We start from the raw sequence: 22,850 nt of genomic DNA on the forward strand, positions 1-22,850 counted from the left end.
TCCTGCCAAGTGCGTGTGAGTGCACACATAGGCGCTTTGACAGTAGTGTAAACCGGAAAATCTAATGTTTATAACGGGTTAATTGGGTGCAATGGTATACCAAACCGGCCAAGCCCCCGAAAAGTCAGGGAAAACCGGTTCAGGTCACGTGACCGCCCGCGATCTGGATGGATTGGCCGTTCACAGAGCGCGCAGCATCTGAGCAGAGCCAGAGCGCGGTTGCCGTGATTTCCTCCGTTTCGAGAAGGCGCTTGTGGCGATTGCCGCGCGCCAGGTAGCCGCGTGCTTCTTCCTCGGAAATGCCTTGGTATTCAGCGATCTGGGCGGCGTTGCGATCCACGATGGGCGTGTCGACATAGCCGGGGCAGATCGCGTTGAAGGTGAGGTTGGAGCCCATGTATTCTTCGCTTAGCCCCCGGATCATGCCGATGACCCCGTGTTTGGACGCGGTGTAGGCGATGGCGCCTTTGAGGCCACGCAAACCGGCGATGGAGGAGATTGCGATCATGCGGCCCCAATCTTCGCGGCCAAGGGTGGCCATGGCGGCCTGAAAGGTGAAGAAGACACCATCTAGGTTGGTCGCCATGATGGCGCGCCAATGATCCGGCGTTTCCTTGGCGAAGCGGGCGGGTTCGGCAATACCGGCATTCGCTACACAGATGGCGATGGGGCCGCGTGCCTTGGCCGCGGAGGCGATGCCGTCTTGTACGCTTGCCACATCGTCGACGTTCATCTGCAGCGCGTGCAGGCGCGCATGCTGAGACGCGACGTTTTCGAGACGCTCCAGATTGCGGCCCGTAATCGTAACCTCGGCCCCGGCTTTGGCCAGCCCCATAGCGATGCCAAGCCCAATGCCCGTGCCGCCACCCGTGACCAGTGCGTGTTTTCCGCTGTGTTCCATGTTGGTGCCTCCCTTTCCGATGCAGCCTAGCGACCCCGCCGTTAGCGGCAACAGCGAAACGAATGACAAGTGTATACATCTGTGCACGCAACAAATGTGCGCTAAACTGCGTTGTGGACCGACGCAGCCCTTGCTATGGGGCCTCGGTATGCAAGGTGAATGACCACCACCAAGACGGGGGAATGCCAGTGAAAATAGGGGCTCCTAAAGAAGTTGAAGCGGGTGAAGCGCGGGTGGCAATGACGCCGGATTCTGCGCTGCAGCTTCAGAAACTTGGATATGAATGCGTGATCGAGGCCGGTGCCGGTAAGGCCGCGGGCTTTGAGGATGCGGCCTATAAAGAGGCTGGCGTCGAGGTCGTGAAGACCGGAGCCGCCCTGTGGAAGGCAGCTGACATCGTCGCGAAAGTGCGCCCGCCCACCACGGCGGAGGCGAAAAAGCTGCGCGAAGGGCAGACGCTGATCTCGTTCTTCTACCCTGGTCAAAACGAAAAGCTGATGGAAGCGGCGAAGTCCAAAGGCGCGAATGTTATCGCGATGGACATGGTGCCGCGGATTTCCCGCGCCCAGAAGATGGACGCCCTGTCGTCCATGGCCAACATTGCCGGGTATCGCGCGGTGATCGAGGCGGGCAACAACTTTGGCCGGTTCTTCACGGGTCAGGTGACGGCCGCCGGTAAAGTGCCGCCTGCGAAGGTTCTGGTTGTGGGCGCCGGTGTGGCCGGTCTGGCCGCGATTGGTACGTCCACCAGCCTCGGCGCGATCACCTATGCGTTCGACGTGCGCCCGGAAGTGGCCGAGCAGATTGAATCGATGGGGGCGGAGTTCGTCTTCCTTGAATTCAGCGACGATGAGCTGCCCGATGGCGCGGCGACGGGCGGCTATGCCCCACCGCAAAGCCCGGAATTCCAGGCCAAGCAGCTTGAGAAGTTCCGCGAAATCGCGCCGGACATGGACATCGTCATCACGACGGCCCTGATCCCGAACCGCGATGCGCCGATCCTCTGGACCAAGGACATGGTCGAGATGATGAAGCCGGGCTCGGTCGTGGTGGACCTTGCCGCCGAGAAGGGTGGCAACTGTGAGCTGACGGTGAAGGACGAAAAGATCGTCACCGACAATGGCGTGACGATCATCGGCTACACCGACTTCCCCAGCCGGATGGCGGCACAAAGTTCCACGCTTTATGCCACCAACATTCGCCACATGATGACCGACCTGACGCCTGAGAAGGACGGTCACGTCAACCATGACATGGAAGATGACGTGATCCGGGGGGCCACGGCGGTCTTCGAGAATGAGATCACCTTCCCGCCGCCACCGCCCAAGGTGGCCGCCATCGCGGCGCAGCCTAAAGCGGCCCCGCCGCCAGAGCTGACGCCCGAGGAAAAGCGGGCACAGGAAGTGGCCGCGTTCAAGGCGCAGACCAAGAACCAGGTCACGCTGATCGGCATTGGTGCCGCACTGATCCTGGCCGTGGGGCTGATCGCACCCGCCAGCTTCATGCAGCATTTCATCGTCTTCGTGCTGTCGGTCTTCATCGGCTTCCAGGTGATCTGGAACGTGGCGCATTCGCTGCACACGCCGCTGATGGCCGTCACAAACGCAATTTCGTCGATCATCATTCTGGGGGCGCTGATGCAGATCGGATCCTCAAGCGTGATCGTCACGATATTGGCCGCGCTTGGCATCTTCATGGCCGCCGTGAATATCTTCGGTGGCTTCCTCGTGACACGGCGCATGCTCGCCATGTTCCAAAAATCGTAAGCGGGGAGAGAGCACATGGACTTCGGATTTACCATTGCCGCCTATGCAGTGGCGGCTGTTCTTTTCATTCTCTCGCTGGGTGGCCTTTCGGGGCAGGAGAGCGCGAAGCGAGCCGTCTGGTACGGCATCGTGGGCATGGCCATTGCGGTTGTGGCAACGCTGATCGGGCCGGGATCCGGCCTGTGGATCATGTCGCTGATCCTGATCGCCGGGGGCGCTTCGGTGGGGTATCAACTCGCCACCAAGGTGCAGATGACGCAGATGCCCGAGCTTGTGGCGATCATGCACTCCCTTGTGGGTCTGGCGGCGGTCTTCGTCGGCTTCAACGCCCATATCGAGATCGGGCGCGTGGCGGCAGAGTTTGCCGCAAATGACTTGCCGTTCCCGCAGCCGGAAGGCCCCTTAAGTGATGCGGCCTATGCGCTTCTGGGAACGCTGTCGAACTTCGGTGAGTTGATCGGCAAGAAAACGGGCGTCGAGATTGGCATTCTGCGCGTTGAGCTCGCGCTTGGCATCTGGATCGGCGCGGTGACCTTTACCGGTTCGGTCGTGGCCTATGGCAAGCTAAGCGGTTCGTCCTCCATGCTGCCGTTTAAGATCGACACTGGCGCGATCCAGCTTCCCGGCGGCCACATGCTGAACGCGGCTGCGGCTGGTTTGTCGGTGATCCTGCTGATCATGTACCTGAGCGGGTCGGGCGGCTGGACGCTGATCCTGCTGACGCTGCTGGCGCTGTTCATCGGCTATCACCTGATCATGGGGATCGGCGGCGCGGATATGCCTGTGGTCGTCTCGATGCTGAACTCCTATTCGGGGTGGGCGGCAGCGGCCATCGGCTTCTCGCTTGGCAATGATCTTCTGATCGTTGTGGGCGCACTTGTCGGCTCTTCCGGTGCGATTCTGTCGTACATCATGTGTAAGGCGATGAACCGCAGCTTCGTGTCGGTCATCCTCGGCGGCTTCGGCGGCGCGCAGGGTGAGCAGATGGCCGTGGAAGGCGAACAGGTCGCCATCGACGCGGACGGCGTGGCAAATGCGCTCAACGAAGCCGATAGCATCGTCATCATCCCAGGCTACGGCATGGCCGTGGCACAGGCACAGCAGGGCGTGGCGGAGCTGACCCGCAAGCTGCGCGCAGCAGGCAAGGAGGTTCGCTTTGCGATCCACCCCGTTGCCGGTCGCTTGCCGGGCCACATGAACGTGCTGCTGGCTGAGGCCAAGGTGCCCTACGACATCGTGCTTGAGATGGACGAGATCAACGACGACTTCCCCGATACGGACGTTGCCATCGTGATCGGGTCGAACGACATCGTGAACCCGGCCGCACAGGACGATCCAAACAGCCCCATCGCCGGTATGCCGGTGCTGGAATGCTGGAAAGCCAAGCAGGTCTTCGTCTCGAAGCGGGGCCAAGGCACGGGCTATTCCGGCATCGAGAACCCGCTGTTCTACAAGGACAACACGCGGATGTTCTACGGGGATGCGAAGGCGTCGATTGATACGCTGCTGCCGAAAATCGACTGAGCGTCCGACCAGCAAACGCAAGAAGGCCCCGGCATTGACCGGGGCCTTTTTCGTTCGGGGGCAGCGACTAGGCCGCGAGGCGGATCACGCCGCTATCACCCACGTCCGGTGTCTTTTCGCCGAGCGTGCCGCGCAGCATCTCCATCCCGAATTGCAGCGCATTTGCTTCTACAGTCCAGACTTGCGCCTCTTCTAGCGCGAGGCTCAGCAAAAGAACCTGTGGGTCGTCGATGCCGCCGTCGAACCACATGCCAGCGGCTGGCGACCAAAGCTCTTCCAGTTTCGCGCGATCGTCGTTCGGTGCGATCTTGCCGCTCATACAGGCGTAGAAGCCGCCGTTGGAGCCCATGAGGCAAAAATGCGCTTCTGTGCCTGCGCCAATTTCTTGCGCAAGGTCGGTGTCCCGCCCGGTTATGAAATGCAGTGTACGACCATCCCGGTCAAAAAAATGGGTCATCGGCTGCATATGCGAAGGCATACCGGCAACGCCGAGCATGCCAACACGTTCGTTTTCAAGACCATCGAAAAGGGTTGTGCGCAGGGCGTCTGTTTTGGCATCGGATTGGTGGTGGCTCATCGTGTCCTCCGTTCAGAATGGGTCTGTTTGAGGAACGTGCGAAACGCCCGATCTGTTCCGCCGCGCTTGGAGAGAATCGGAAAAGCGGTTTAGCGTTGGCGCATTCAACCTGAAGCTGTTTTGCATGAGGCCCCCATGTTTCGTTCTTTTCTGACCGCTGCCGCGCTTGCGCTTTCCACAGCCTCCGCCACCCTTGCGCCCATGCCTGTTCAGGCGACAGGCCATGGCTGCCAGACCGTTCAATTCCCACGCGGCGCCTACGCCCATGCAGTGCACGGCCAGGCCAATCCCCACCAATCGCAGTGCTACTATCTGGCGGTGCGGCCCGGCCAACAGGCGCGTGTGCGCATCCTCTACGGCAACGTGTTCCTGTCCACGACCCACACGCAAGGCACGTATCAGGACGTGCGCTTTCACACGATCAATGGGCAGCTTTATGTCTACGTCCACACCGATTGGAACGGTCCGCAGCCCTACACGATCGAGTTTGTCTTTGTCTGAGAACACCGTCCGGTGAACACTCCGGCCCACTTGATCTTTGGTGCAGCCGCCTTTGGGCGGCCTGAGCAGCGCTGGACGCTGACTGCGGCGCTTGTCGGTGCGATGGTGCCCGATTTGTCGCTTTACCTGATGGTGGGCTGGCACTTGTTGGTGCTGGGAACCGAGCCGCGCATTGTGTTCGATGAGCTCTATTTTTCGGACACATGGCAAACCGTCTTCGCCATCGACAATTCGCTGATCCTGTGGGGCGCGCTTTTGGGCGTTGCCATGTGGCGGCGCTGGCCCATCGTGGTTGCCTTTGCCGGGGCCGCTTTGCTTCATATCGTGTTCGACCTTCCGCTTCATGCAGGCGATGGGCGGCCCCATTTCTGGCCTGTCAGCGACTGGGTGTTCGACAGCCGGTTCAGCTACTGGGACAGCCGTCACGGGGCAGGGTGGATCGGCCCGTTGGAACTCGCTGCCTGCATCGCCCTCGTCATCCTACTTTGGCGACGTGTGCAATCTTGGCCCTGGCGGATCGCATTTGCCCTTTTACTGTTGGCCGAAGCGGGCACCAACAACGTCTGGCGGCTGGTGTTTTGAGGCCTTGTATTTGTCGTGGGATGTGATTACCTGAGTATAACACTCAGGATATCGTGTCCCATGCAAGTTCTTGCGCAATCCAACCTTTTTGCCCGAGCCATTGAGACAGTGGACCGCCCGGCGCTTGCCTTTTTGCGCGTGATGGCGGCGCGAAACCGGTGCCTTGGGCGAAGCGATCTGTTCGAAGCCTGCGCCGCCCTGTCTATCGACCCCGCGCAGGAGGCAGAGGCTTTGGCGCAAGCTCTGTTCAGTGGGTTTTCGGGACAGGGGGATATGCCGCGCCTGCGCTTGTACCAGCCCGCAGCGGATGAGCTGAGTTTTGATGAACGTTGGCTGATGTCTGCGCTCGACGCGGCACAGCGTGGCGACACAGATAGTCTGACCTTCCTTCTGGCACGGCGCGTGCCGAACCACGCACGGCGCAACATCGCGTTTTTGCTGAACGCGCTTGGCAAATGCCTTGCACAGCAAGCGGTGCAGCAGGCGGCCTGAAATGTTTTTAGAACGAGTCTAGACAAGCGGGGTGCGCGGCTTATGTTCCTACGGGACAGCCAGCCGCCGTTGTAGGTATGCCAGCCATCTGACGCAAAACTTCAGGAGGGACATCCATGCAACCAGCCGCCGATCTCAGCCCCAATGCACAAACCGCAATTTGCGAGGCGCTGAACCAAGCCGTCGCGGAAACGGCCGTGACAACCATGCTTGCGCAAAACTTCCACTGGAATGTGAAAGGCATGGCATTTGGACCGCTGCATGCGCTGTTTCAGGAGATCTACGAAGATCACTTCGTGGCGCAGGACGATCTGGCCGAAAGGATCAAGGCGCTGGACGGTCATGCGGAAGGTATGCTGGCAGCCATGGTCGCACGGTCCAAAGTGGGCGAGCATGACGGCCACGCCGACGACAAGACCATGATTGAAGCACTAAAGGTGGCACAGGAAACGCTTGCCGCGACAGTCGGTGCCGCGGGTGCATTGGCGGCTGAGCATGGCGATACGTTGACCGAGGATCTGTGCATCGCCCGTGGTCAGACGCACGAGAAATTCGCCTGGATGCTCCGCGCCCATCTACGCTGAAATGGGTCCACTGCGAGGAGGGTTTGCGCCCAAACGGGCGCTGACCCGAGGGCGGGCCGTCAGCCCGCTTTCGCCAAATCCTCAAACGGGGGTTTGGCGCCTTTTTTCAAGCATCTCCGGGCATATTCCGGGGCCCAATGGTTGTATTTGCCCATGCTCGTCTGTTGCGTTCTGAGCATTTCAACGAAGGCCGAACGGTGTTCAGGCTTTTTCAGCTGCTTGAACAGCGATTTCTGCGCCTTTGTCATCGAACAGCCAATGCAATGGCCGGCCCTGCGAAATTTGCAGACGTCGATGCACGGACTGGGAACTTTGGCGTTGGAGCGTTTCTTGGACATGCCTGGCCCTTGGGTGGCTGGGAGTTCAAAAGTTCACTTCGTCAGGATCAACTTGCCTGCGCGCGTGATGCGAAGGGTGTAGGTCTTGTCGTCGAGCACGATCATTGCGGTCTGATCCTCCCCCACCAAACGATGCGCATCATAAAGCGGCGCGGACGGGCGGTTCTGGATCGGTGGTGTCGTGTCGGGTTCGGTCATTCTGGCCTGATAGGTCACTGGCGATCTCCCTGGTGGATCATCTCCTGCACCCATTTCTGAGTAAATCAGTCGGACTTGTCAATCCTGATAAATTCTATCGGAAATAATCTGCTGGTCGATGCGTGCCGTCAGGGTCTCCAGCCCTAGTCGAACCTGGTCGCTAATGGGTCCTGGCCGGGGTTCGTCCTGAAGGGTGGTGAACCAATGCTCCGGCGGATTGCGCCCGGCTTGCGCCTTGTCCCACCGCAAGGTGCGCAGGACGGATTCGGCGTCAGGTGTGATGCGCTCGGGGATGTCGTGTCCGTTGAGTGTCGCCCAAATGCCCGTCCAGAGCCGCCCGACCGACCAAGGGTTATAGCCGCCGCCACCCAGAACCAGCAGGCGCTCCGCTCCAAGCGCCATCAGGCCCTGCAACACGGCCCAATGCGCATTGTTCGACAGGGTCAGGCGGCTGAGCGGATCTTCTGTCACGGCATCCGCCCCGCATTGCAGCACGATCGCATCAGGCGCAAAACGCGTAACCGCAGGCAGGATCAAGCGGTCGCGGATCAGGGCCATCTCACTGTCATTGAACCCGCGTGGCACGGGGAAGTTCAGGCAATTCCCGCCGCCATCGTCGGCCAGCTTACCGGTAAAGGGCCAACGCTTGTCCTCGTGCACCGATATCAGAAGCGTATCGGCACCGCCCGCAAAGGCATGTTCGACCCCATCACAATGGTGGGCGTCGATGTCGATATAGGCGATCCGGCGGGCCCCGTTGCGGCGCAGGGACAGCATGGCAAGCACAGGATCGTTAAGGTAGCAAAACCCGCCCGCGCGGTCCGGAAAGCCGTGATGCGTGCCCCCGCCGGGATGATAGATCACGCCGCCATGGCGCAACATCTCCCCCGCCAGCAGGGAGGCCCCGGCGGCGGTGGCCGGGCGGCGAAACATCTCAGGATAGATGGGGTTTGAAACCGTTCCCAATCCATGGCGGTTGCGCACAGCATCGCTGACCGCTTGTTCAGCTTCGGCCGTTTGCAACGCGTCGATATAGTCTGGCGTGTGCCAGACATGCAGGGCCGCGGGCTTGGCCCGTGGCGAATTGCGATACTGCTCCGGCGGCAGCCATCCCATGGCGCGGGACAGGTCCATCACAGTCGAAACTCGTGGAACGCGCAGCGGGTGCCATTCCCCATAGCTGGAGCCACGATAGATTTCTGATCCCAGAAACAGCGGGCGTGATCGGGGTGGCGCGGTCATCTGGCCACAGAGCTACGCCAATATGCGCCCCGGTCAAGCGCCGGGTTCCTTGTGCGATTGCAAGCGCGCGCGGCCCATGTAAACAGGCGCTATGGCCGAGAAAACCTTCACCGCCGATCAGCCGCCCCTGCGGCTGCGCTCCGGGTCCAAACGCGACCCGCGCACCCAATTTGCGGGCTTGCCTTATCGCACCGTAAAGAAGGGCGGCGAAAAGGTGGTTGAGGTGCTTCTGGTCACCTCGCGCTATTCGCAGCGCTGGATCCTGCCAAAGGGCTGGCCAATGGACGGGATGACCCCGGCGGAGGCTGCGGCGCAGGAGGTCTGGGAAGAAGCGGGCGCACGCGGCGATGTGCACGACATTTGCTTAGGCCTTTACACCTACGACAAATGGATGAGCGAGGCTGAGACGCTGCCGATCATAGTCGCCGTCTTTCCCATCCGCGTGCGCGAACTGGCAGAAGATTATCCCGAGGTCGGCCAACGCCGTCGCAAGTGGATGAGCCTTAAAAAGGCGGCGAACAAGGTGGAAGAGCGCGACCTGAAGCAGTTGATTCGCTCCTTCTCGCTGGAACGGCTGCGCTGAACTGGCCGCTTGAAGCCGTGTTGGAAACGCATAAGTCTGATCCACGATGATACGCTACACTCTCAAATGCGCCGAGGGGCACCGGTTTGAAAGCTGGTTTCAGTCCGCCGATGCGTTCGACACCCTCCATGGCAAGGGCATGGTGTCGTGCGCTGTGTGTGGGATTGAGGATGTGCAAAAGGCGATGATGGCCCCGCCGGTGCCGAAGAAGGGCAAAGCCGAGGCGGAACCAACTGCACCTGAGCGCCCATTGTCCGAGCCCGCCCATCCGGCTGAGGCGATGCTGCGCCAGATGCGCGAGCATGTTGAAAAGAACTCTACCTATGTGGGCGGGTCTTTCGCCAAAGAGGCGCGTGCGATGCATCTGGGCGATACGCCGGAGCGTGCGATCCATGGGGAGGCCAACGCGCAAGAGGCGAAATCGCTGATCGAAGATGGCGTCCCGATCCTGCCCTTGCCCGGCCCCCCGCCTGAAAAGGCGAATTGACCGGCGGGGAGACGCTTGTGCCAAGGCACATCGCCCCTCCGGCCGTCCCGTATATCACTCAGGTCCAGTTGCCGTAATCCGGCTCGATCCCTTGTGCGTGCAGCTCGGCTGCATCGGCGGCGTCCCTTTGCGCTTCGATCTTTGAGACCGCCTGCGCCACTGTGCGAGCGATCTGGACGTCTGGCGTGCCTTGGGCTTTCAGCCGCGCCACGAGCTGTTTGCCTGCCGGTGCGAGAGGTTGTGTAAAGAGCACATCATCGAGGGCGTCGAACGGAATTTCGCTGGCTTGCTTTAGCGCAGAGAGTTGCGCCGGGTGGTCTGTTTTGTCGCGCAAAGCCGCGCGCGCGCTGCGGTGCCATGCATCCGCACGATCCTTCAGATCAGCCAGTGCAGTGTCAGCCAAATAACTCGCCACCCTTTCCTGGGTCGCTTCCGTATAACGTAGCAACCCGGTCTGATCGGTTTCATTGCGATCGAAGATGCCGAAATAGGTGGCGTCGTATTTGTTCGGCTTCGCGTTCACGTTGCCCCGCGTGGCGCGGCGCAGAAAGGCTTCCTGTGCTTGCGTGGCGAAATGGGCGATCTCTGCATGGTCATAACCGAGCGTGGCAAGCGAAGACCGCCACATGCCCTGCTTGAAGCCGTTGGTCATCGGCTTGCCGGAGCCATTGACCCAGCGCTGCTGCGAAAGAGCAGACTTGTCTTTGCCCTTCACCGTAGGTCGGTGAATGCCAAGCTTCATTTTGTCGAACGGCCGGAACAGCGTCTTCACGCCCCATCCCTTGCGGAACAGGTCCGGGGCGCCGCGCGTATAAGCCTCCGTCACTGGAATGTCCGTCCAATCGACCAGCCCGTTCGAGCCCATCATCCGCCATGTGATTGCAAAGCCATCGGCGTCGGGTGCGGTGTCGAACAGATCGTTGAGCGTGCCGGAGCCAGGTTTGATCAAAAGGTATTCATCGACGTCGAGCGTGATAATCCAATCGCTGCCCGCCACCGCATCCAGCTTGTCGGCCCGGCGCAGCGCGAGGGGCTGGGGTTTGCCACCATCTGGCACGGGGTTGGGGTGGTGTTCGACCTCTCCCAGCTCCTGCAGGCGCTCTAACATGGCGTCCGTGCCGTCGCCGCAATCGTTGGTGAAGACGATGATGCGATCAAAGCCGATCAGGCGATGATGTGCGATCCAATGCAGCAGGAAGGGCGCTTCGTCCTTCATCATGGTGACGATGGTGCGCGCGCCCATGGCCTAGACCTTCGGGCCGTTGCGCAAAAGGCCGCCTTCGGCCTCCAACCTGTCTGCGGTGTCTGGCGTCAGGCGGTGCAGTATGTCGAACAGAGCGCGGTATCCGGGTTCGGGGTCAGGCTGTTCAGCAATCTCATCCAGCCGTTCTTTCACCGGTTTGGAGAAACCATGCGCCCCGCGCCGCCATCCCACCTTGGCGCGCCACCTTTCGTAGTCGGGGGCGGCGTAGTGGATCAGGTGCGCCTTTTCCTGCGGGCCCCAGACAGGCCCCGGTGTGCGTTCCCCCGATGCATCCTCGGCCCAATGCAGTTTCATGTTCAGTCCTGTCTGCCCCGCGCGATGAAAGCTTTTGCCTTCCGGGTGGTAGACAAGCCCAAACCGGATACGCAGCAAATCGGCATCTGCGCCGTAGACGCGGTTCACGGCCTTGCGCTCAATCGGCATCCGAAAGCCATCTGACTCGTCGGGCAGGATCACCTGCTCGGCGCTGCGCACGCGCAGGCTTTGGGCATCATCCGGCAAGGTCTTTAGCGCCTCAGGGATTGTGCGACCCTGAAACCAGACAAGCTCATCCGCGTCGAGGACAAGCAGCCATCCGGCTTCCGTTTGCGCATAAGCTTGCCCCAAGACATGGCGCTGGCGGCGGGTGAACCTTGCGTCAGGCGCAAGACCTAGCGAGGACCATAAAGACGATGTGCAAGGGCGGGGGTCGATCCTTGGATCGCCCTGTAGACGGGGCAGGGAAGGGTCGTCGGGGTCATCGAGGTAGAGGGTGATCCTTTCAGCGCCTTGATCCAGATGCCAATTCAGAAACCGCTCAAGAACGGGCCAGGGTTCCTTGGCTATAGTGGCGACGGTGAAGCCCATCGCCCTAAAGTAGCCCGTGGAACCGCTCAGGGATCTGAACGGGCAGGCCCTGTTCGCGGTTGCGAGGGTCACGTGACGGACGCGGGCGTGGGGCGGGTTCGCCCGTTTTCGGCTCTATCGGGAACTCTGCCAGCCCGATTTTGCGCGCCTCAGCCCAGTCAATCGCCTCGGTCAGCCCCTCATCGCCGATGGCGTTCAGCCGGTCAGTCTGGTGGCCCACAAAACTGCGATGCTGGGTTGTGCCGCCGCGGGCGTCCATCCGCTCTTGCGCCAAGGTCTCATCGGACAAGGCTAGGTGGAACAGCACGAAGTGTTCGGACATCTTCACGTTGCGGTTCAATAGGCGGTGCGCGCCACCGGCCCAGTTTGACCAGCGGCTGATCACGAAAGGCTTGGAGTAGCGGTCCGCAATGAAGCCCGCCTGACGCTGGCCAAGGATCGGCTTGGTCCGATCAACCCGTGTTGTTTCCGAGGGCGCCTGTACCACATCGCAGCCAAGCGCAAATATATAGCCGTCTTCACCCAGCTCAAACATCGCTTCGGGCCAGTCGAGGCCGCTATCTGGGTCAATGGCGACGTATTCATCCACATCGCCACGGATCACGTGCTCATACCGTTTGCGCAGCCGGTTGGCGCGGCCCGACATCGCCTTGGCCATGAACTGATCGTTCTTGATCCGCCGGCGCGGGGCGTCGAGGATCACCTCGGTCGTGATGCCGGTCAGATCAACCTGAGGCTCCCAATCATCGCCGTCAATGACGACGTACAGATTCTCGCGGCCGCCAACGATCGGGCCGTAATAGTCGATCCATTTCTCAAGGAAATAATGCTCGTGCCGCACATGGGTCAGGGCGCAGGCGAAGTGTTTCGACATCGGCTACCCCTTTCCCGCCACGAATCTGAGCGGGGTTTCCATCCGCGCGGACATGTCTGAGACAGCCTTTTCAAGCTGTGTCTTGGTCGGTGGCTTCCAGGTGGTGCCTTTGGGCAGGAAGCCATCGGCGGCCAGCGCTTTGCCTACCGCCGGCAGGTCCAAGGTCGCATGGGTTTCGCGCTTTTTCATCCGGCGGCCTTCCGGGAACCAGACGCCTTCAACCGCTTCGATACGGGTGGGTGCGTGGCCCTGCCACCGGGTGAATTGCGCGATGTAGTCGTCAATATTGTTGGTCGGGCCGCGGTTCAGGATTGCGACTTTCGCATCAGGTGAGACGAGCATTGCCGCCAGATGCAGGGCGGAGGCATCAAGCGATACGATCCGTTTGGCCGCTTTGTAGATCGCGATTTGCGTATCGAGATCATGGTTTTGCGGATGCACGACAGTATAGCCCGCCGCCTCCATCCGTGTCTCGATCAGCGTCTCAAGCAGGACCGAGCCGCGTTTTGACGGTAATTGCGAGCGTGAGATGTAGACGTCTTCCGGCCCGTCGGGGGCGATGTCGCGCCCCAGCTTGGCTTGCATATAGGCGCGGTATTCTGGGCGTCCTTCGATCATGCCCTCGATCCCGAAGCCGGGCTCTGCAAGGGCGAGGTGTTCCACCGTCACGGGCTGCTGCGGCACGCGGATGCGGACCTTGTCTTCGGTCAGCCCCATCGCCGCGAAAAAGGGCAGTTGGTGGCGATAATGGCGGCGCTCATGGGTCATTTGGTTCTTCGGGTAGAAGATGATCCCGTCGATATCGTCGAGCTGATCCAGTGCCCAAAGGCGAGATGTCGTTTCACACAGGAAATGGCCGAAATGGCCATAGAAAAGCCCACCAAAGAGCCAGCGACCTTCCAACTGTTCAGGGGGCTCTTCCAGTTTCGGGAGATCAGGCTCAATGGTGATCGGCCCGGCGGCGTAACGCCAGCAATGGCCTTCCGGGATGAACGATCCGCCTGCGTCGAACAGCCCGGCCGCTCGCCGCGCGCCGCGGTCGCCCTCTGCGGCCCATGGGAGCAACGTCACATCTTTGCGCCAGATTGGCGCTTTGCCGATCGGGCGGTCCGGGTCGAAGTCGAGGGCCGGGTCGATTGGCGCGGCGGCGTTCATTATTCCAGCGCGTCCTCAGGCGTAATGCCAACCTCCTGGCACATGCGCCAGGCATAGGAATTCTCGAGTGGGGCGTTTTTGCGCCACCAAGGCTTGGTGCCGTTGGTGTAGAGGTGCACGGAGACCGTCTTGTCGGTGAACCAGCCTTCCACGCGCCCGTGGGGGTCATAGAAGATATCATTCAGCTGGAACGGCACGGGGTAGAGAACTTCGGACCCCATCGCCTTCTCGATATCACCGGTTTGGCGGGCGAAATGGGTGAAGGCTTGCGGGCCGAACGCCGTGCGCTCGGTTTTGTAGATGCGGACGGGATGCGGGAGTTTGTCATCCTGCCGGTCCATCCGCTTGCGCTGGCGCGGGTTCCACCAGGGCGGATAGTCGGGGAGGTTCTCGTAGTAATCGAGAAGCTGGTCCATCAGCTCGCCCTTCTGCGGGATGCCGACGACCCCACAATTCAGCGCGCCGCGCATGCCGTGGCCGGCGTAGATATGCTCCCACTCATCGGGAAAAGGAGCGTGGCAGAAGGCGTCGCAGTCGATCCAGATCGCGCCGGTCTTCTGGATCATCTTGTAGCGGAAGACGTTCGACAGGAAGCTGGCGGAGGTCTGTTCGACGATATCCATAGGGATATCCATGATCTCGGTGGCCTTGCGGACCTCAACGCCTTCGGGGGCGTTCGTGACCTCATCGGTGCAGTAGAGCGTCACCGGATGGCCGTGGCGCAGGTGCGATTTCAGGCAAAGCTGGTTGAGATACTGCAAGCGCTCGCCAATCCAGAGGGAGGCGACGGGGCGGCGGGTGAGGTCCATGTTCGCTGGCCTTTATGTCTGCTCAGGGTCGGTGGGTTGTCCCACGCTGGTTGGGTCCTGTTTTGGACTGTTTTTGGCCGTGAAGCTAGGGGGAAAGGCGCGGCAGGGTTAAGCTGTGGCGGGTCTGCATGGGGGGCGGGTTGGGGTAGGGTTGCAAGGTTGCAACCTGGGGTTAAGGTGTTGGTTTTGTTGGGGAAGGGGGATTTTCTTAGGGTTTTGTTAAGGGTATTTGTGCAAGCTGGGACCGGAGAATTGGCACTGCGGCGAATGTAGGTGTTGCATCAATCAACGCTTCTCCGAAAGACCAAATCCTCTTCGATGAACAGATCAGTCCTTGGAGCTCGACCAGCTGCGTTTCCGGCCACTAACCATTCCGGAGCACTCGTTTTTTGTGGTGTCTCGTGGCTCTCGAAGTACGGCGGGCAATAAAGCTCTTGCGATATAGAGCGGCGGTCTCGAGCACGCTGAACGACACGCTCAACAATCCGTGCTTCGCGCTGCATACCCTTGGGCAGATCAGAACCTTGCTCAGCTAGAACGTCCACACCGGACAAGCGGTTAAACATGAGGCAAAGGGTTCCGCCGTCGCAATGAGACTGCTCCACAATCCACTCAAGCGCAGCAAGTGTCTCTTCTAAATCGTAATTCGCGTCACTGACGAAATTGTGCCAAAACTCCGGGTCGTTGGACTTTCTCAGAAAATCGACGAGATCTTCCTTCGTTTCGATCACATGGGCGAGTTGGCTATTTTGCGGCACTCTTATCGGCTTGGGGCGACCGCTTCTGCGCCTTTCCAGTTCCTCTTGCTCCCCGTTCACCCAGGTTCCTAGCCACATATACTCTGTCCCGCTTCGGCCGTTCCAAAGCTCCTTGCGTGACAATCCGTGCGGGAAAAGTTCAGACGAAACTACCCTCCGTGGAACGCCAGATTGGGCGATATCAGGAAGTTGAAGAAGCGTCTCCGACATCGCGACCTTCTCCTTCTTGGCAGCACGTCGCAATGCAGCTTCCCAGGAATTCAACCCTTTTTGTTTGGAAAGCAACCTATCTGGTGCCATCCGGGCTAGAGTTCCGGCCAATGAAGTGCGCGCAATACCATCTACCTCTTCCCAAGGTAAAATCAGCAGATTGGTCTGTTCGTCTTTCCATGCAACTTCACGCGCGACCAACAATGGCAAGACGAAATAGAGCCGCGTTTTGCCTCCCCCCAAGACATCCTTGTCACTATCGAGGTCTTGCAATCCAAGACGATAAGCCGTTTTGAGAGATGCTCGTTGACGTTCGCGTCCTCCAGTTGACGTGCTCTTTTTCATTAGGCTCCGGGCCTTTTAAATGTCCTGCGCAGCGAGCTTAGCGTTGTTTTGTGGCAGGAATTTGATACCAGCCGGAAAGACTAGCCGCACGTTCTGCCGAACGCCGAAGCGCAACCGAAGTTCCCATTCCAGCGGGTTAACAGCGGCGGGGCCGCCCCGCTATCGTTGACCCGTTGCACCGGGTTGGCGATTTGGCTGCGGTTTGCGCTTCACTCGTTCTGGACGATGACTTGGTTGCCATAGAGTGCCAGAGAACCGCCGTTGGATCGCCATCCCGCCGGGTCGGCGATAGCGGGGTTTTGTGGACAATGGTGGGCGTTGGTTAGCCGGGCCAAGGCCCGGTCTACGAGCGGCGGGGTGAACCCCGCTCTACGGTTTGGTCAAATCATGCGAGTTGGCGGGTGATGTCGGTGCCCTCCGGTGCGCCGGTGATCTCGACGATGGAGAGGCCGCAGCGGAGGCGGATGGTGTCTCCGGTCTGCGTGATGGTCGGCGCGGTTGGCCATGCGCTGAGGTCGTAGGTTTGCTCGGCCGTCCAGCCGTGGATCACTGTCACGCCGCCATAGGCGGGTTTGAATACCTTGGCTCCGGCCTCGGGGGTGATGACCGATACACCTGAGCCAGTGCTGACCACGTGGTCGCCTTCGCCAAGCACCAGAGTATTGCGTCCCGGGCCTGCGTCGATGGTGGAGGCGCCTTCGCCGTCCTCGATCACGTCGTTCCCGTGGCCACCGTAGATGTGGTTGCGGCCCTTGTTGCCGTAGATGACGTCGTCGCCCGTGCCGCCGTCCAAAGTGTCGCGGCCCGGACCGCCGTGGAGCGTGTCGTTCCCGGCCTCGCCGTAGAAGGCGTGGCGGCGGTTGCCCTGTTTGGCCTTGGCGATCATCGTGTCGTTGCCCGCGCCGCCGTAGAAGGTGGCGGAGCCGTGCTTGGGGCCGATCATGATGTCGTCGCCGTCGGATCCGGTGACGTCGACCTCGACGCGCTCTGACGTTTCGAACTCGATGGGGCTGTCGGGGTGGGCGACGATGCGGATGCGCTTTCCCTCGGGCTGGGGGCCTGTGCCTGCGCCTTCCTCTTTGCGGGAGACGACGGTGGCGATGCGGATTTTCTCAATGTTTGCCGGGACATGGAGGACGTAATCGTCGGGGCCTGCCATGTACCACAGCGTATCGGTGCCGCCGTCCTTCTCTTCCACGATCTTTTCGGCATCCGCGCCATAGGCCCAGTAGTCGTTGTCGGCACGGCCACCGGCGAGGACGACGGAGCCGTCGACGGCCATCATGGCGTTGACGCCGTCGGCGGGGTTTTCGAACCCGCGCAGGTCGAGGCCGAGGTCGAGGGCGCCTTTGGTGAGCTCATCACGGAGGGCTTGCAGGGGGGCGGTATCGGCGATGTTTTCGGTCTCGCCGGGGTCGTTGACGAGGTCGTAGACGTGTTCTTCGCCGTTGGGGTAGCGAAAGTAGCGGTATTGCTCGAGCCCTTCGACGGAGGGGCGGACAGAGAGCGTGCCGAAGACGCAGGTGATGGGGGATTTGGAGCGGTCATAGTCGCCGCCTTCGATGAGGGGGAGCAGCGATTGGCCGGAGGTCCAGTCGGGGCGCGGGGGGAGACCCGCGAGGTCCATGATCGTCTTGGGGACATTATGGAGCGAAACGGGAAGGTCGATTTCCTGCGGCGCGAGGTCGGCGTGCCAGATGCCGAGGGGGACGTGGGCGGCGCTGTCCCATTGGGACATCTTGTGGAAGCTGTCGTGGTTGCCGAGGTTGAAGCCATTGTCTGATAGGAAAATGACGGTGGTGTTGTCCGCGAGCGGGGAGGCGCGGAGGGCGTCCATGAAGCGGCCGATCTCGTAATCGACATGGCTGATGCAGGCGAAATAGGCACGCACGACTTGCCGCCAGGCCTCATCACCGGCCTTTTCGGGGGTCCATTGGCCGTTGGCGATATAGGCGGCCTCGTAGACAGCGAAGCCGGGTTGGGGGCCAAAGTAATCCTCAGGGCTGGCGATGGAGGGCCAGACGATCTCGGCGGGGTCGTACTGGGCGTAGAAGCGGTCGGGGGCGACGAGGTTGTAGTGGGGATGCTTGAAGCCCAGTTGGATCAGGTGGCGTTTGGACGGGTCGGCGCGTTCGAGGTGATCGATGGCGTTCTGGGCGACCTGATGGTCGAAGAAGGTGTGGTCGTATTCGCCTTGGTCGTTGGGGTGGTTCACGCCTTTGATGCCGGGGCCACGGTCGAGGTAGGCATGAACGTTGCGGCGGCGACCTTCGTCCTTTGCCTCGGGTTCTTCATGGAAGAGGATGCGGCGGTATTCCTCGGGCATGGGCTTGTAATTGCTGTCCACTTTGCCGGTGGTGAAGTTGTAGAAGCCCGCGCGGCGGAGGTCGTATTGCCACGCTTTTTCAGGGGGATAGACGTCACGCCAGAAGCGGTTGAGGTCGACGAGGCCGGTGCGGAAGGGGGAGAGGCCGGTGGCCAGTTCGGCGCGGCAGGGGGCGCAGAGGGGCACGGTGGCATAGGCATTGGTGAAGCGCACGCCCTCCGCCATCAGGCGGTCGAGATGGGGGGTCTGAATGCGGAGGCCAAAGGTGTCGCGCCATGTGAAGACGTCGATCATGTCATCGACCCAGATGACGCAGATATTGCCGTCGCGCGGGATCATGCGGCGGCCCAGAGGTGGTGGCGTTTGAGGGCTTTGAGCTCGGGCGCTGCTTGTTCGTGCAGGAGCGCGCGGTTCGGGAAGAACCAGACGTCGAGGATCAGCGCGGAGCCGAGAGTTTTCAGGAGGCGCGGGCGCTGGTTGCGGCAGCCGATGAAGAGGGAGGCTTCGCCCTTGAGGATGCCGGTGCCTGCTTTGCCGTCGGCGCGGTTGGGGCCGAGGGAGAGGGCCAGTTGGTCGCCGAACAGCGAGACAATGGCCATGCGCGGCGCGTCCTGGGGCGGGCAGGGCAGGTCGATTGAGATGAGATCCTGATCGTCCTTGGCGGTGAGGGTTCCGGCCGTCTCGGACAAGAAGATGTAATTGTCGCCGGTGTTGAGCGTCAAAAGCGTGCGCGCGTCCTCGCCGGGGGGCGTATAGAAGCGAACGGCGAGTGTGGCAGTGGCGGCGTCTGGGGTGACGGCCTCGGCCACCATGCCGCAATGGGTTTGGGCCTTGCATTGCAAGCCGATGAGGTCGTCGACCTCACCGATCTGGCCGTTGCCTTCGTTGGGCTCTGTTGGCTCTGCCGGGGGACCCGCGCCTTGGGAGCGCCAGAGGGTAGCGGCACCTGATTTTGGGTCGACCTCCATTGCGTCCGTGCTGCCATGCCACCAGAAGGCGGATCGTAGGGCTTTGCCGGTGGCGGCAGGCGTGGCGGCACAAAGCGCGCCGGGGGGGAGGGCGTCTGGCAGTTCAAGCATTGCGGCCCCCGGTGACGGGGAGATGCGCGGGCAGGGCGTAGCGGCGCAAGGTGGCGCCGGTTGCGCTTTGCTCGGCCCAATCGTCGCGCAGATGACCGCGTGGCTGGCCAGCGCAGGCATAGGCGAGGCGGAGGTCTGGCCCGGTTGGCGATTTATCGAGGGTGAGCAGGACGGCCTGCGGATCATCATCTGCGATCGCGATGGACTTGATCTGCGCGCCGTTCTCGCAGCCGGTCAGCGCGAAGCCGTCGGTGCTGTCGAGGGTCAGCGGGCCAGCCGCACGGGCCGTGACGCGGATAGTTTTGCCCTCAAGTTCCGCCAGGTGCAGGGTGGGGCATTTCCATGTGTCGGCTTGCGAAATGGCGTGGGCGCTCATCTCGGCCTGCTGGATGCGGGCGGCCTCGGTCGGGCGGTCGTAGGCGTCCAGATCGAACATATAGGCGGGGGCGGAGTGGATCAGGCGGTGGTCGCCATGGTTCCACGAAAGCTCCCACTGGCCGTCGAGCGTGGGTTGGGGGGCGACGTCCGGCAGGCCGGATTCGAGGCGGGAGACGAAGAGGGGGCGGTCGAATCCGAGTTTCCAGAGCCCGGAGGAGATCGCCTCCATCACGTTCAGCATTCCGTCGCGGTATTCAGTTGCGGTTTTGGAATGATCCTCCAACGCGAAGTCGAGAGAAACCGACAGGATCTTCGCCTTTTTGCCCATCAATGCGGCTGCATCTTTCAGATTTGCAGCATTGATCAACAGATTTTCCACAGCCTTGCCGTCAGCCAGTTCAGCGGCGGTAGCGGAACTATCCGTCTCGACCCGGGCCATGAAAAGGGGCAGGGGGCCGTAATCCTCCATCCGCCAAGAGAGAACGGTTTGGGCGACGAGGGCCTCGTGCGTCATCTCGCGGATATGTTCGAACCGGTCTAGTTTTGCGGCTGTCTCAACCCCGGCATGGCCGACTGCGCCGATGTCATCGGCGGGCGCGACGATGTGGTGCGGAAAGGCAGCGCCCCCCGCATTTGCGAGGGCGGCGCGGGCGCCACCGATGCCGAGAATGCCGAGGACGGGGCCGTTGGTGTCGGCGATGATGTCACCACCTTCGACGTGTTTACGAAAGTCGCGGATGCCCTGCGCGCCTTTGAGACGCCCGGTAAAGCGGATCCAGTCGCCGTCGCGGCGGGCATTCCAACCGTCCACACCTTCAGGCGGGTCAGTGGCTTCGATCGTTTGGGCTTGCGCGGGGGGCGCGTGACCGCGATCGGGCAAGCGAAGTGCAAGGTCTTCCACCACGCGGTCGCTCAGCCGCATGACAAGGCCGGACGGGTCATAGCGGATCACGTCGCCATTTTTGGCGCGCAGAACGACGCCGTGCGTTGCCGTCAGCTCTTCATCTTCGGGAGTGTCTGCCACTGCCTGCCTCGCCCCTTGTCACCCGCGCCACGTTAGGCCGGGCCATGGCCCCTCGCCAAGCCCCGTTTCGCGTGCCCGTCGCTCACGCCGCGCCACTTTCTTCGCTACGGTCAAACTGCAGGGAACCGGAACTGGCGCGGTCCGGGTCCTCCTTGAACCCTTTTGCCTCCAGAACCGGGCCGTAATCGGCGCGGTACTGGTTCGCCTGATCCTCAGAAATGATCGGGATCAGGACGCGGCGCACGTTCGGCATGTCGATGTCCGCGAGGTTGTCAGCGGGCACATCCGCCGCGCGGGACAGGCGCAGGGCGGTTGGGTTGAAATCGGAGATATAGGCCTGAAGGCCCGTCGGCGCGCCGTCGATCATCAGTGGGCCATCGGTGAATTTCAGGCGGCTGGTGTCATCAAGGCCTGCGCGTTTGGCGAGATCGCGGCCATAGACAATCAGCGCGCTGCGGCCGTCCTGCACCATGTAGGTCAGGCCCTCGCTGATCTTGATCGTGCGCATCCCGATAAAGCCGATGCCCGCCCCGATATCGAGCACGCGCGGGCAATCTTCGAGATAACCCGCGATGTTGCGCGCATGGCGTCGTTCGAACCGGCCGAGGATGATGACATCAAGGCTTTCAGGCGAGAAGACGCGCGGGTCGGCGGGCAGTTCGATATCGTGGTTGGGCACCCATTCAAGACCGATTTCGCCTGAGACGTCGATATTCTCAACATAGGGGTCCCCATCGGCGGCGGCCCATCCGGCAACGGTTTCGTTGCGGCGTTCTTCCTTGGGTTTGTCGTTGGCCTGCTTTTCCACCCGGCTCATCAGGGCGGCAATCTTGGCGGGGTCGCGGGCTTGGGGCGGCTTGGCTTCGACTTGGGTGATCGGGACTTTGCCGGCCTCAATCAGACTATCGCGAAGCTGCGTATAGGCCTCCGTCTGGCGGTATTCATCGAGGCGGGCTTCGACCCGTTCGAGGGCGGCGAAGTGAAGCTCATTCAGGACGGGGTCTTTGAGAAGCTCTTCCATGATCTCGGCGCGCCTTTCGGCGTGGATCAGGGCGGTGCGGTCTTCGACCTCGTTTCGGTCCTGAAGCGACCAGTAATCGGCGTTGTACTTGTCTTTCTTGTTGTTCACGTTGCCGCGGAATTTGCGCACCGCGTAGCTGTCGACCGATTTTACCGCATAGTGGTTCATCTGGCACCAATCGTAGCCGAGCGTGCGGCGGATCGAGCGCCAGCCGCGGAACTTGAAGTAATCCTCCATCGGGCGGCCGGAGCCGTTGAGCCATTTGATGGAGTCGGGGTAGTCCGTCTCAAGCCATTTGTTTTTGATCTTGGGTCGGTGGATGCCGAGGTTCCAGTGGGTTGGCTCGAATTTGAACAGCGTCTTAACGCCCCAGCCTTTGTTCCAGAGCGGGGGGGCTGCGCGAGTGTATTGCTCCGTCACCGGATCGCGGGACCAGTCGATCACCCCGCCTGAGCCGTAGATGCGCCAGGTGATGACGATGCCGTTGGCGTTTTGGGCAACCGCGTCGTCGATCATGCCTTCGACCGTGCCGGAGGGATGGCGGATGCAGAGGAATTCATCGGCATCGAACACAAGGACCCAGTCCGCTTGGCGCACGATGGGTTCGTGTTGCGCATGTTTTAGGGCGGAAGGCTGGGGCTTGATGCCTTCGGCGATGTCGTTGATGCGGTGATGGCCAAGGCCCAATTCCTCAAGCCGCATCAGCATCGTGTCGGTGCCGTCGGAGCAGTCGTTGGTGTAGACGAGGATGTTGGTGAAGCCCACGGCGAGATGGTGGGCGAACCATTCCAGCAGGAACGGCGCTTCGTCCTTCATCATCGACACGGCGAGGACTTCACCGTGTTTGGAGTGGTTTTTCAGGTGCTGCACGTTTGCCCTTTGGTTCCCGGGTTGGCCGGTGTTTGGGCAGGGATAGCATGGGCAAAGGGGGCTTGGGAACGGACCGATTGGATTTGAGTGATACCCCCACGCAAACGCCTAGCGAG

The 22,850-nt window shown here is 61.3% G+C and carries 23 protein-coding genes; 8 read left to right on the forward strand and 15 right to left on the reverse strand.

The features are described 5' to 3' along the window. Positions 1-139: 139 nt before the first annotated feature. Positions 140-901 carry an SDR family NAD(P)-dependent oxidoreductase gene (locus V8J81_RS02800; RefSeq protein WP_368474233.1) on the reverse strand — a complete coding sequence of 254 codons (762 nt, stop codon included), beginning with the start codon at positions 899-901 and terminating at the stop codon, positions 140-142. Positions 902-1,089: 188 nt separating this feature from the next. Between V8J81_RS02800 and V8J81_RS02805 the strand changes: the two genes are divergently transcribed. Both V8J81_RS02805 and V8J81_RS02810 read left to right on the forward strand, forming a co-directional pair. Then, complete coding sequence (locus V8J81_RS02805) at positions 1,090-2,667, forward strand: Re/Si-specific NAD(P)(+) transhydrogenase subunit alpha (protein WP_368474234.1); 1,578 nt, start codon at positions 1,090-1,092, stop codon at positions 2,665-2,667. A 15-nt stretch (positions 2,668-2,682) separates the two neighbouring features. Next, positions 2,683-4,191: an NAD(P)(+) transhydrogenase (Re/Si-specific) subunit beta gene (locus tag V8J81_RS02810; protein WP_368474235.1), complete on the forward strand. Its 1,509-nt coding sequence runs from the start codon at positions 2,683-2,685 to the stop codon at positions 4,189-4,191. A 67-nt stretch (positions 4,192-4,258) separates the two neighbouring features. Here the strand turns inward: V8J81_RS02810 and V8J81_RS02815 are convergent, their stop codons facing one another. After that, positions 4,259-4,768, reverse strand: coding sequence for a pyridoxamine 5'-phosphate oxidase family protein (locus V8J81_RS02815; RefSeq protein ID WP_368474236.1), 510 nt, complete (start codon positions 4,766-4,768; stop codon positions 4,259-4,261). Between the two features lie 135 nt (positions 4,769-4,903). Between V8J81_RS02815 and V8J81_RS02820 the strand changes: the two genes are divergently transcribed. The 4 genes from V8J81_RS02820 (at position 4,904) to V8J81_RS02835 (ending at position 6,927) form a co-directional block, all read left to right on the forward strand. Continuing rightward, on the forward strand, positions 4,904-5,269 hold the full coding sequence (locus tag V8J81_RS02820) for a hypothetical protein (RefSeq protein WP_368474237.1): 366 nt from the start codon (positions 4,904-4,906) through the stop codon (positions 5,267-5,269). Between the two features lie 12 nt (positions 5,270-5,281). Then, on the forward strand, positions 5,282-5,851 hold the full coding sequence (locus V8J81_RS02825) for a cobalamin biosynthesis protein CobQ (protein WP_368474238.1): 570 nt from the start codon (positions 5,282-5,284) through the stop codon (positions 5,849-5,851). A gap of 60 nt (positions 5,852-5,911) precedes the next feature. Then, a complete protein-coding gene (locus tag V8J81_RS02830) occupies positions 5,912-6,343 on the forward strand; it encodes a hypothetical protein (protein ID WP_368474239.1) in 432 nt (143 codons plus the stop codon). Positions 6,344-6,459: 116 nt separating this feature from the next. Beyond that, positions 6,460-6,927 carry a Dps family protein gene (locus V8J81_RS02835; protein WP_368474240.1) on the forward strand — a complete coding sequence of 156 codons (468 nt, stop codon included), beginning with the start codon at positions 6,460-6,462 and terminating at the stop codon, positions 6,925-6,927. Positions 6,928-6,986: 59 nt separating this feature from the next. Here V8J81_RS02835 and V8J81_RS02840 read toward each other — a convergent pair whose 3' ends face one another. From V8J81_RS02840 to V8J81_RS02850, 3 genes are read right to left on the reverse strand one after another with little or no spacing between them, the layout of a single operon-like run. Continuing rightward, positions 6,987-7,265, reverse strand: coding sequence for a DUF1289 domain-containing protein (locus tag V8J81_RS02840; protein ID WP_368474241.1), 279 nt, complete (start codon positions 7,263-7,265; stop codon positions 6,987-6,989). A 33-nt stretch (positions 7,266-7,298) separates the two neighbouring features. Next, a complete protein-coding gene (hemP, locus tag V8J81_RS02845; RefSeq protein WP_368474242.1) occupies positions 7,299-7,481 on the reverse strand; it encodes a hemin uptake protein HemP in 183 nt (60 codons plus the stop codon). 60 nt (positions 7,482-7,541) lie between these two features. Further along, positions 7,542-8,705, reverse strand: coding sequence for an acetoin utilization protein AcuC (locus tag V8J81_RS02850; RefSeq protein ID WP_368474243.1), 1,164 nt, complete (start codon positions 8,703-8,705; stop codon positions 7,542-7,544). A 91-nt stretch (positions 8,706-8,796) separates the two neighbouring features. On the opposite strand from V8J81_RS02850, the gene V8J81_RS02855 reads away from it, so the two are divergent. After that, positions 8,797-9,288 carry an NUDIX hydrolase gene (locus tag V8J81_RS02855; RefSeq protein WP_368474244.1) on the forward strand — a complete coding sequence of 164 codons (492 nt, stop codon included), beginning with the start codon at positions 8,797-8,799 and terminating at the stop codon, positions 9,286-9,288. A 46-nt stretch (positions 9,289-9,334) separates the two neighbouring features. Continuing rightward, on the forward strand, positions 9,335-9,775 hold the full coding sequence (locus tag V8J81_RS02860) for a DUF1178 family protein (protein ID WP_368474245.1): 441 nt from the start codon (positions 9,335-9,337) through the stop codon (positions 9,773-9,775). 58 nt (positions 9,776-9,833) lie between these two features. Here V8J81_RS02860 and V8J81_RS02865 read toward each other — a convergent pair whose 3' ends face one another. The 10 genes from V8J81_RS02865 to V8J81_RS02910 all read right to left on the reverse strand — a co-directional run bounded on the left by V8J81_RS02865 (position 9,834) and on the right by V8J81_RS02910 (position 22,734). Further along, positions 9,834-11,018 carry a glycosyltransferase family 2 protein gene (locus V8J81_RS02865; protein ID WP_368474246.1) on the reverse strand — a complete coding sequence of 395 codons (1,185 nt, stop codon included), beginning with the start codon at positions 11,016-11,018 and terminating at the stop codon, positions 9,834-9,836. Positions 11,019-11,021: 3 nt separating this feature from the next. Then, entirely contained in the window at positions 11,022-11,885 is an 864-nt protein-coding gene (locus V8J81_RS02870; RefSeq protein ID WP_368474247.1) for a glycosyltransferase family 2 protein, read from the reverse strand. A gap of 4 nt (positions 11,886-11,889) precedes the next feature. Next, positions 11,890-12,759 carry a hypothetical protein gene (locus V8J81_RS02875; RefSeq protein ID WP_368474248.1) on the reverse strand — a complete coding sequence of 290 codons (870 nt, stop codon included), beginning with the start codon at positions 12,757-12,759 and terminating at the stop codon, positions 11,890-11,892. A 3-nt stretch (positions 12,760-12,762) separates the two neighbouring features. Continuing rightward, positions 12,763-13,914: a glycosyltransferase family 61 protein gene (locus V8J81_RS02880; RefSeq protein ID WP_368474249.1), complete on the reverse strand. Its 1,152-nt coding sequence runs from the start codon at positions 13,912-13,914 to the stop codon at positions 12,763-12,765. Beyond that, positions 13,914-14,723, reverse strand: a complete 810-nt coding sequence (locus V8J81_RS02885) for a hypothetical protein (RefSeq protein ID WP_368474250.1) — start codon at positions 14,721-14,723, stop codon at positions 13,914-13,916. Before V8J81_RS02885 ends, V8J81_RS02880 begins: the two co-directional genes overlap by 1 nt. A gap of 281 nt (positions 14,724-15,004) precedes the next feature. Then, positions 15,005-16,036 carry a DUF4274 domain-containing protein gene (locus tag V8J81_RS02890; protein ID WP_368474251.1) on the reverse strand — a complete coding sequence of 344 codons (1,032 nt, stop codon included), beginning with the start codon at positions 16,034-16,036 and terminating at the stop codon, positions 15,005-15,007. Between the two features lie 385 nt (positions 16,037-16,421). Further along, positions 16,422-18,701, reverse strand: coding sequence for a sulfatase-like hydrolase/transferase (locus V8J81_RS02895; RefSeq protein ID WP_368474252.1), 2,280 nt, complete (start codon positions 18,699-18,701; stop codon positions 16,422-16,424). Next, positions 18,698-19,441, reverse strand: a complete 744-nt coding sequence (locus V8J81_RS02900; protein WP_368474253.1) for a hypothetical protein — start codon at positions 19,439-19,441, stop codon at positions 18,698-18,700. Before V8J81_RS02900 ends, V8J81_RS02895 begins: the two co-directional genes overlap by 4 nt. Further along, entirely contained in the window at positions 19,434-20,843 is a 1,410-nt protein-coding gene (locus tag V8J81_RS02905) for a hypothetical protein (protein ID WP_368474254.1), read from the reverse strand. Before V8J81_RS02905 ends, V8J81_RS02900 begins: the two co-directional genes overlap by 8 nt. A gap of 82 nt (positions 20,844-20,925) precedes the next feature. Then, complete coding sequence (locus V8J81_RS02910) at positions 20,926-22,734, reverse strand: glycosyltransferase family 2 protein (RefSeq protein WP_368474255.1); 1,809 nt, start codon at positions 22,732-22,734, stop codon at positions 20,926-20,928. Positions 22,735-22,850 lie beyond the last annotated feature (116 nt).

The organism is Gymnodinialimonas sp. 202GB13-11 (genome assembly GCF_040932485.1).
GTDB lineage: Bacteria > Pseudomonadota > Alphaproteobacteria > Rhodobacterales > Rhodobacteraceae > Gymnodinialimonas > Gymnodinialimonas hymeniacidonis.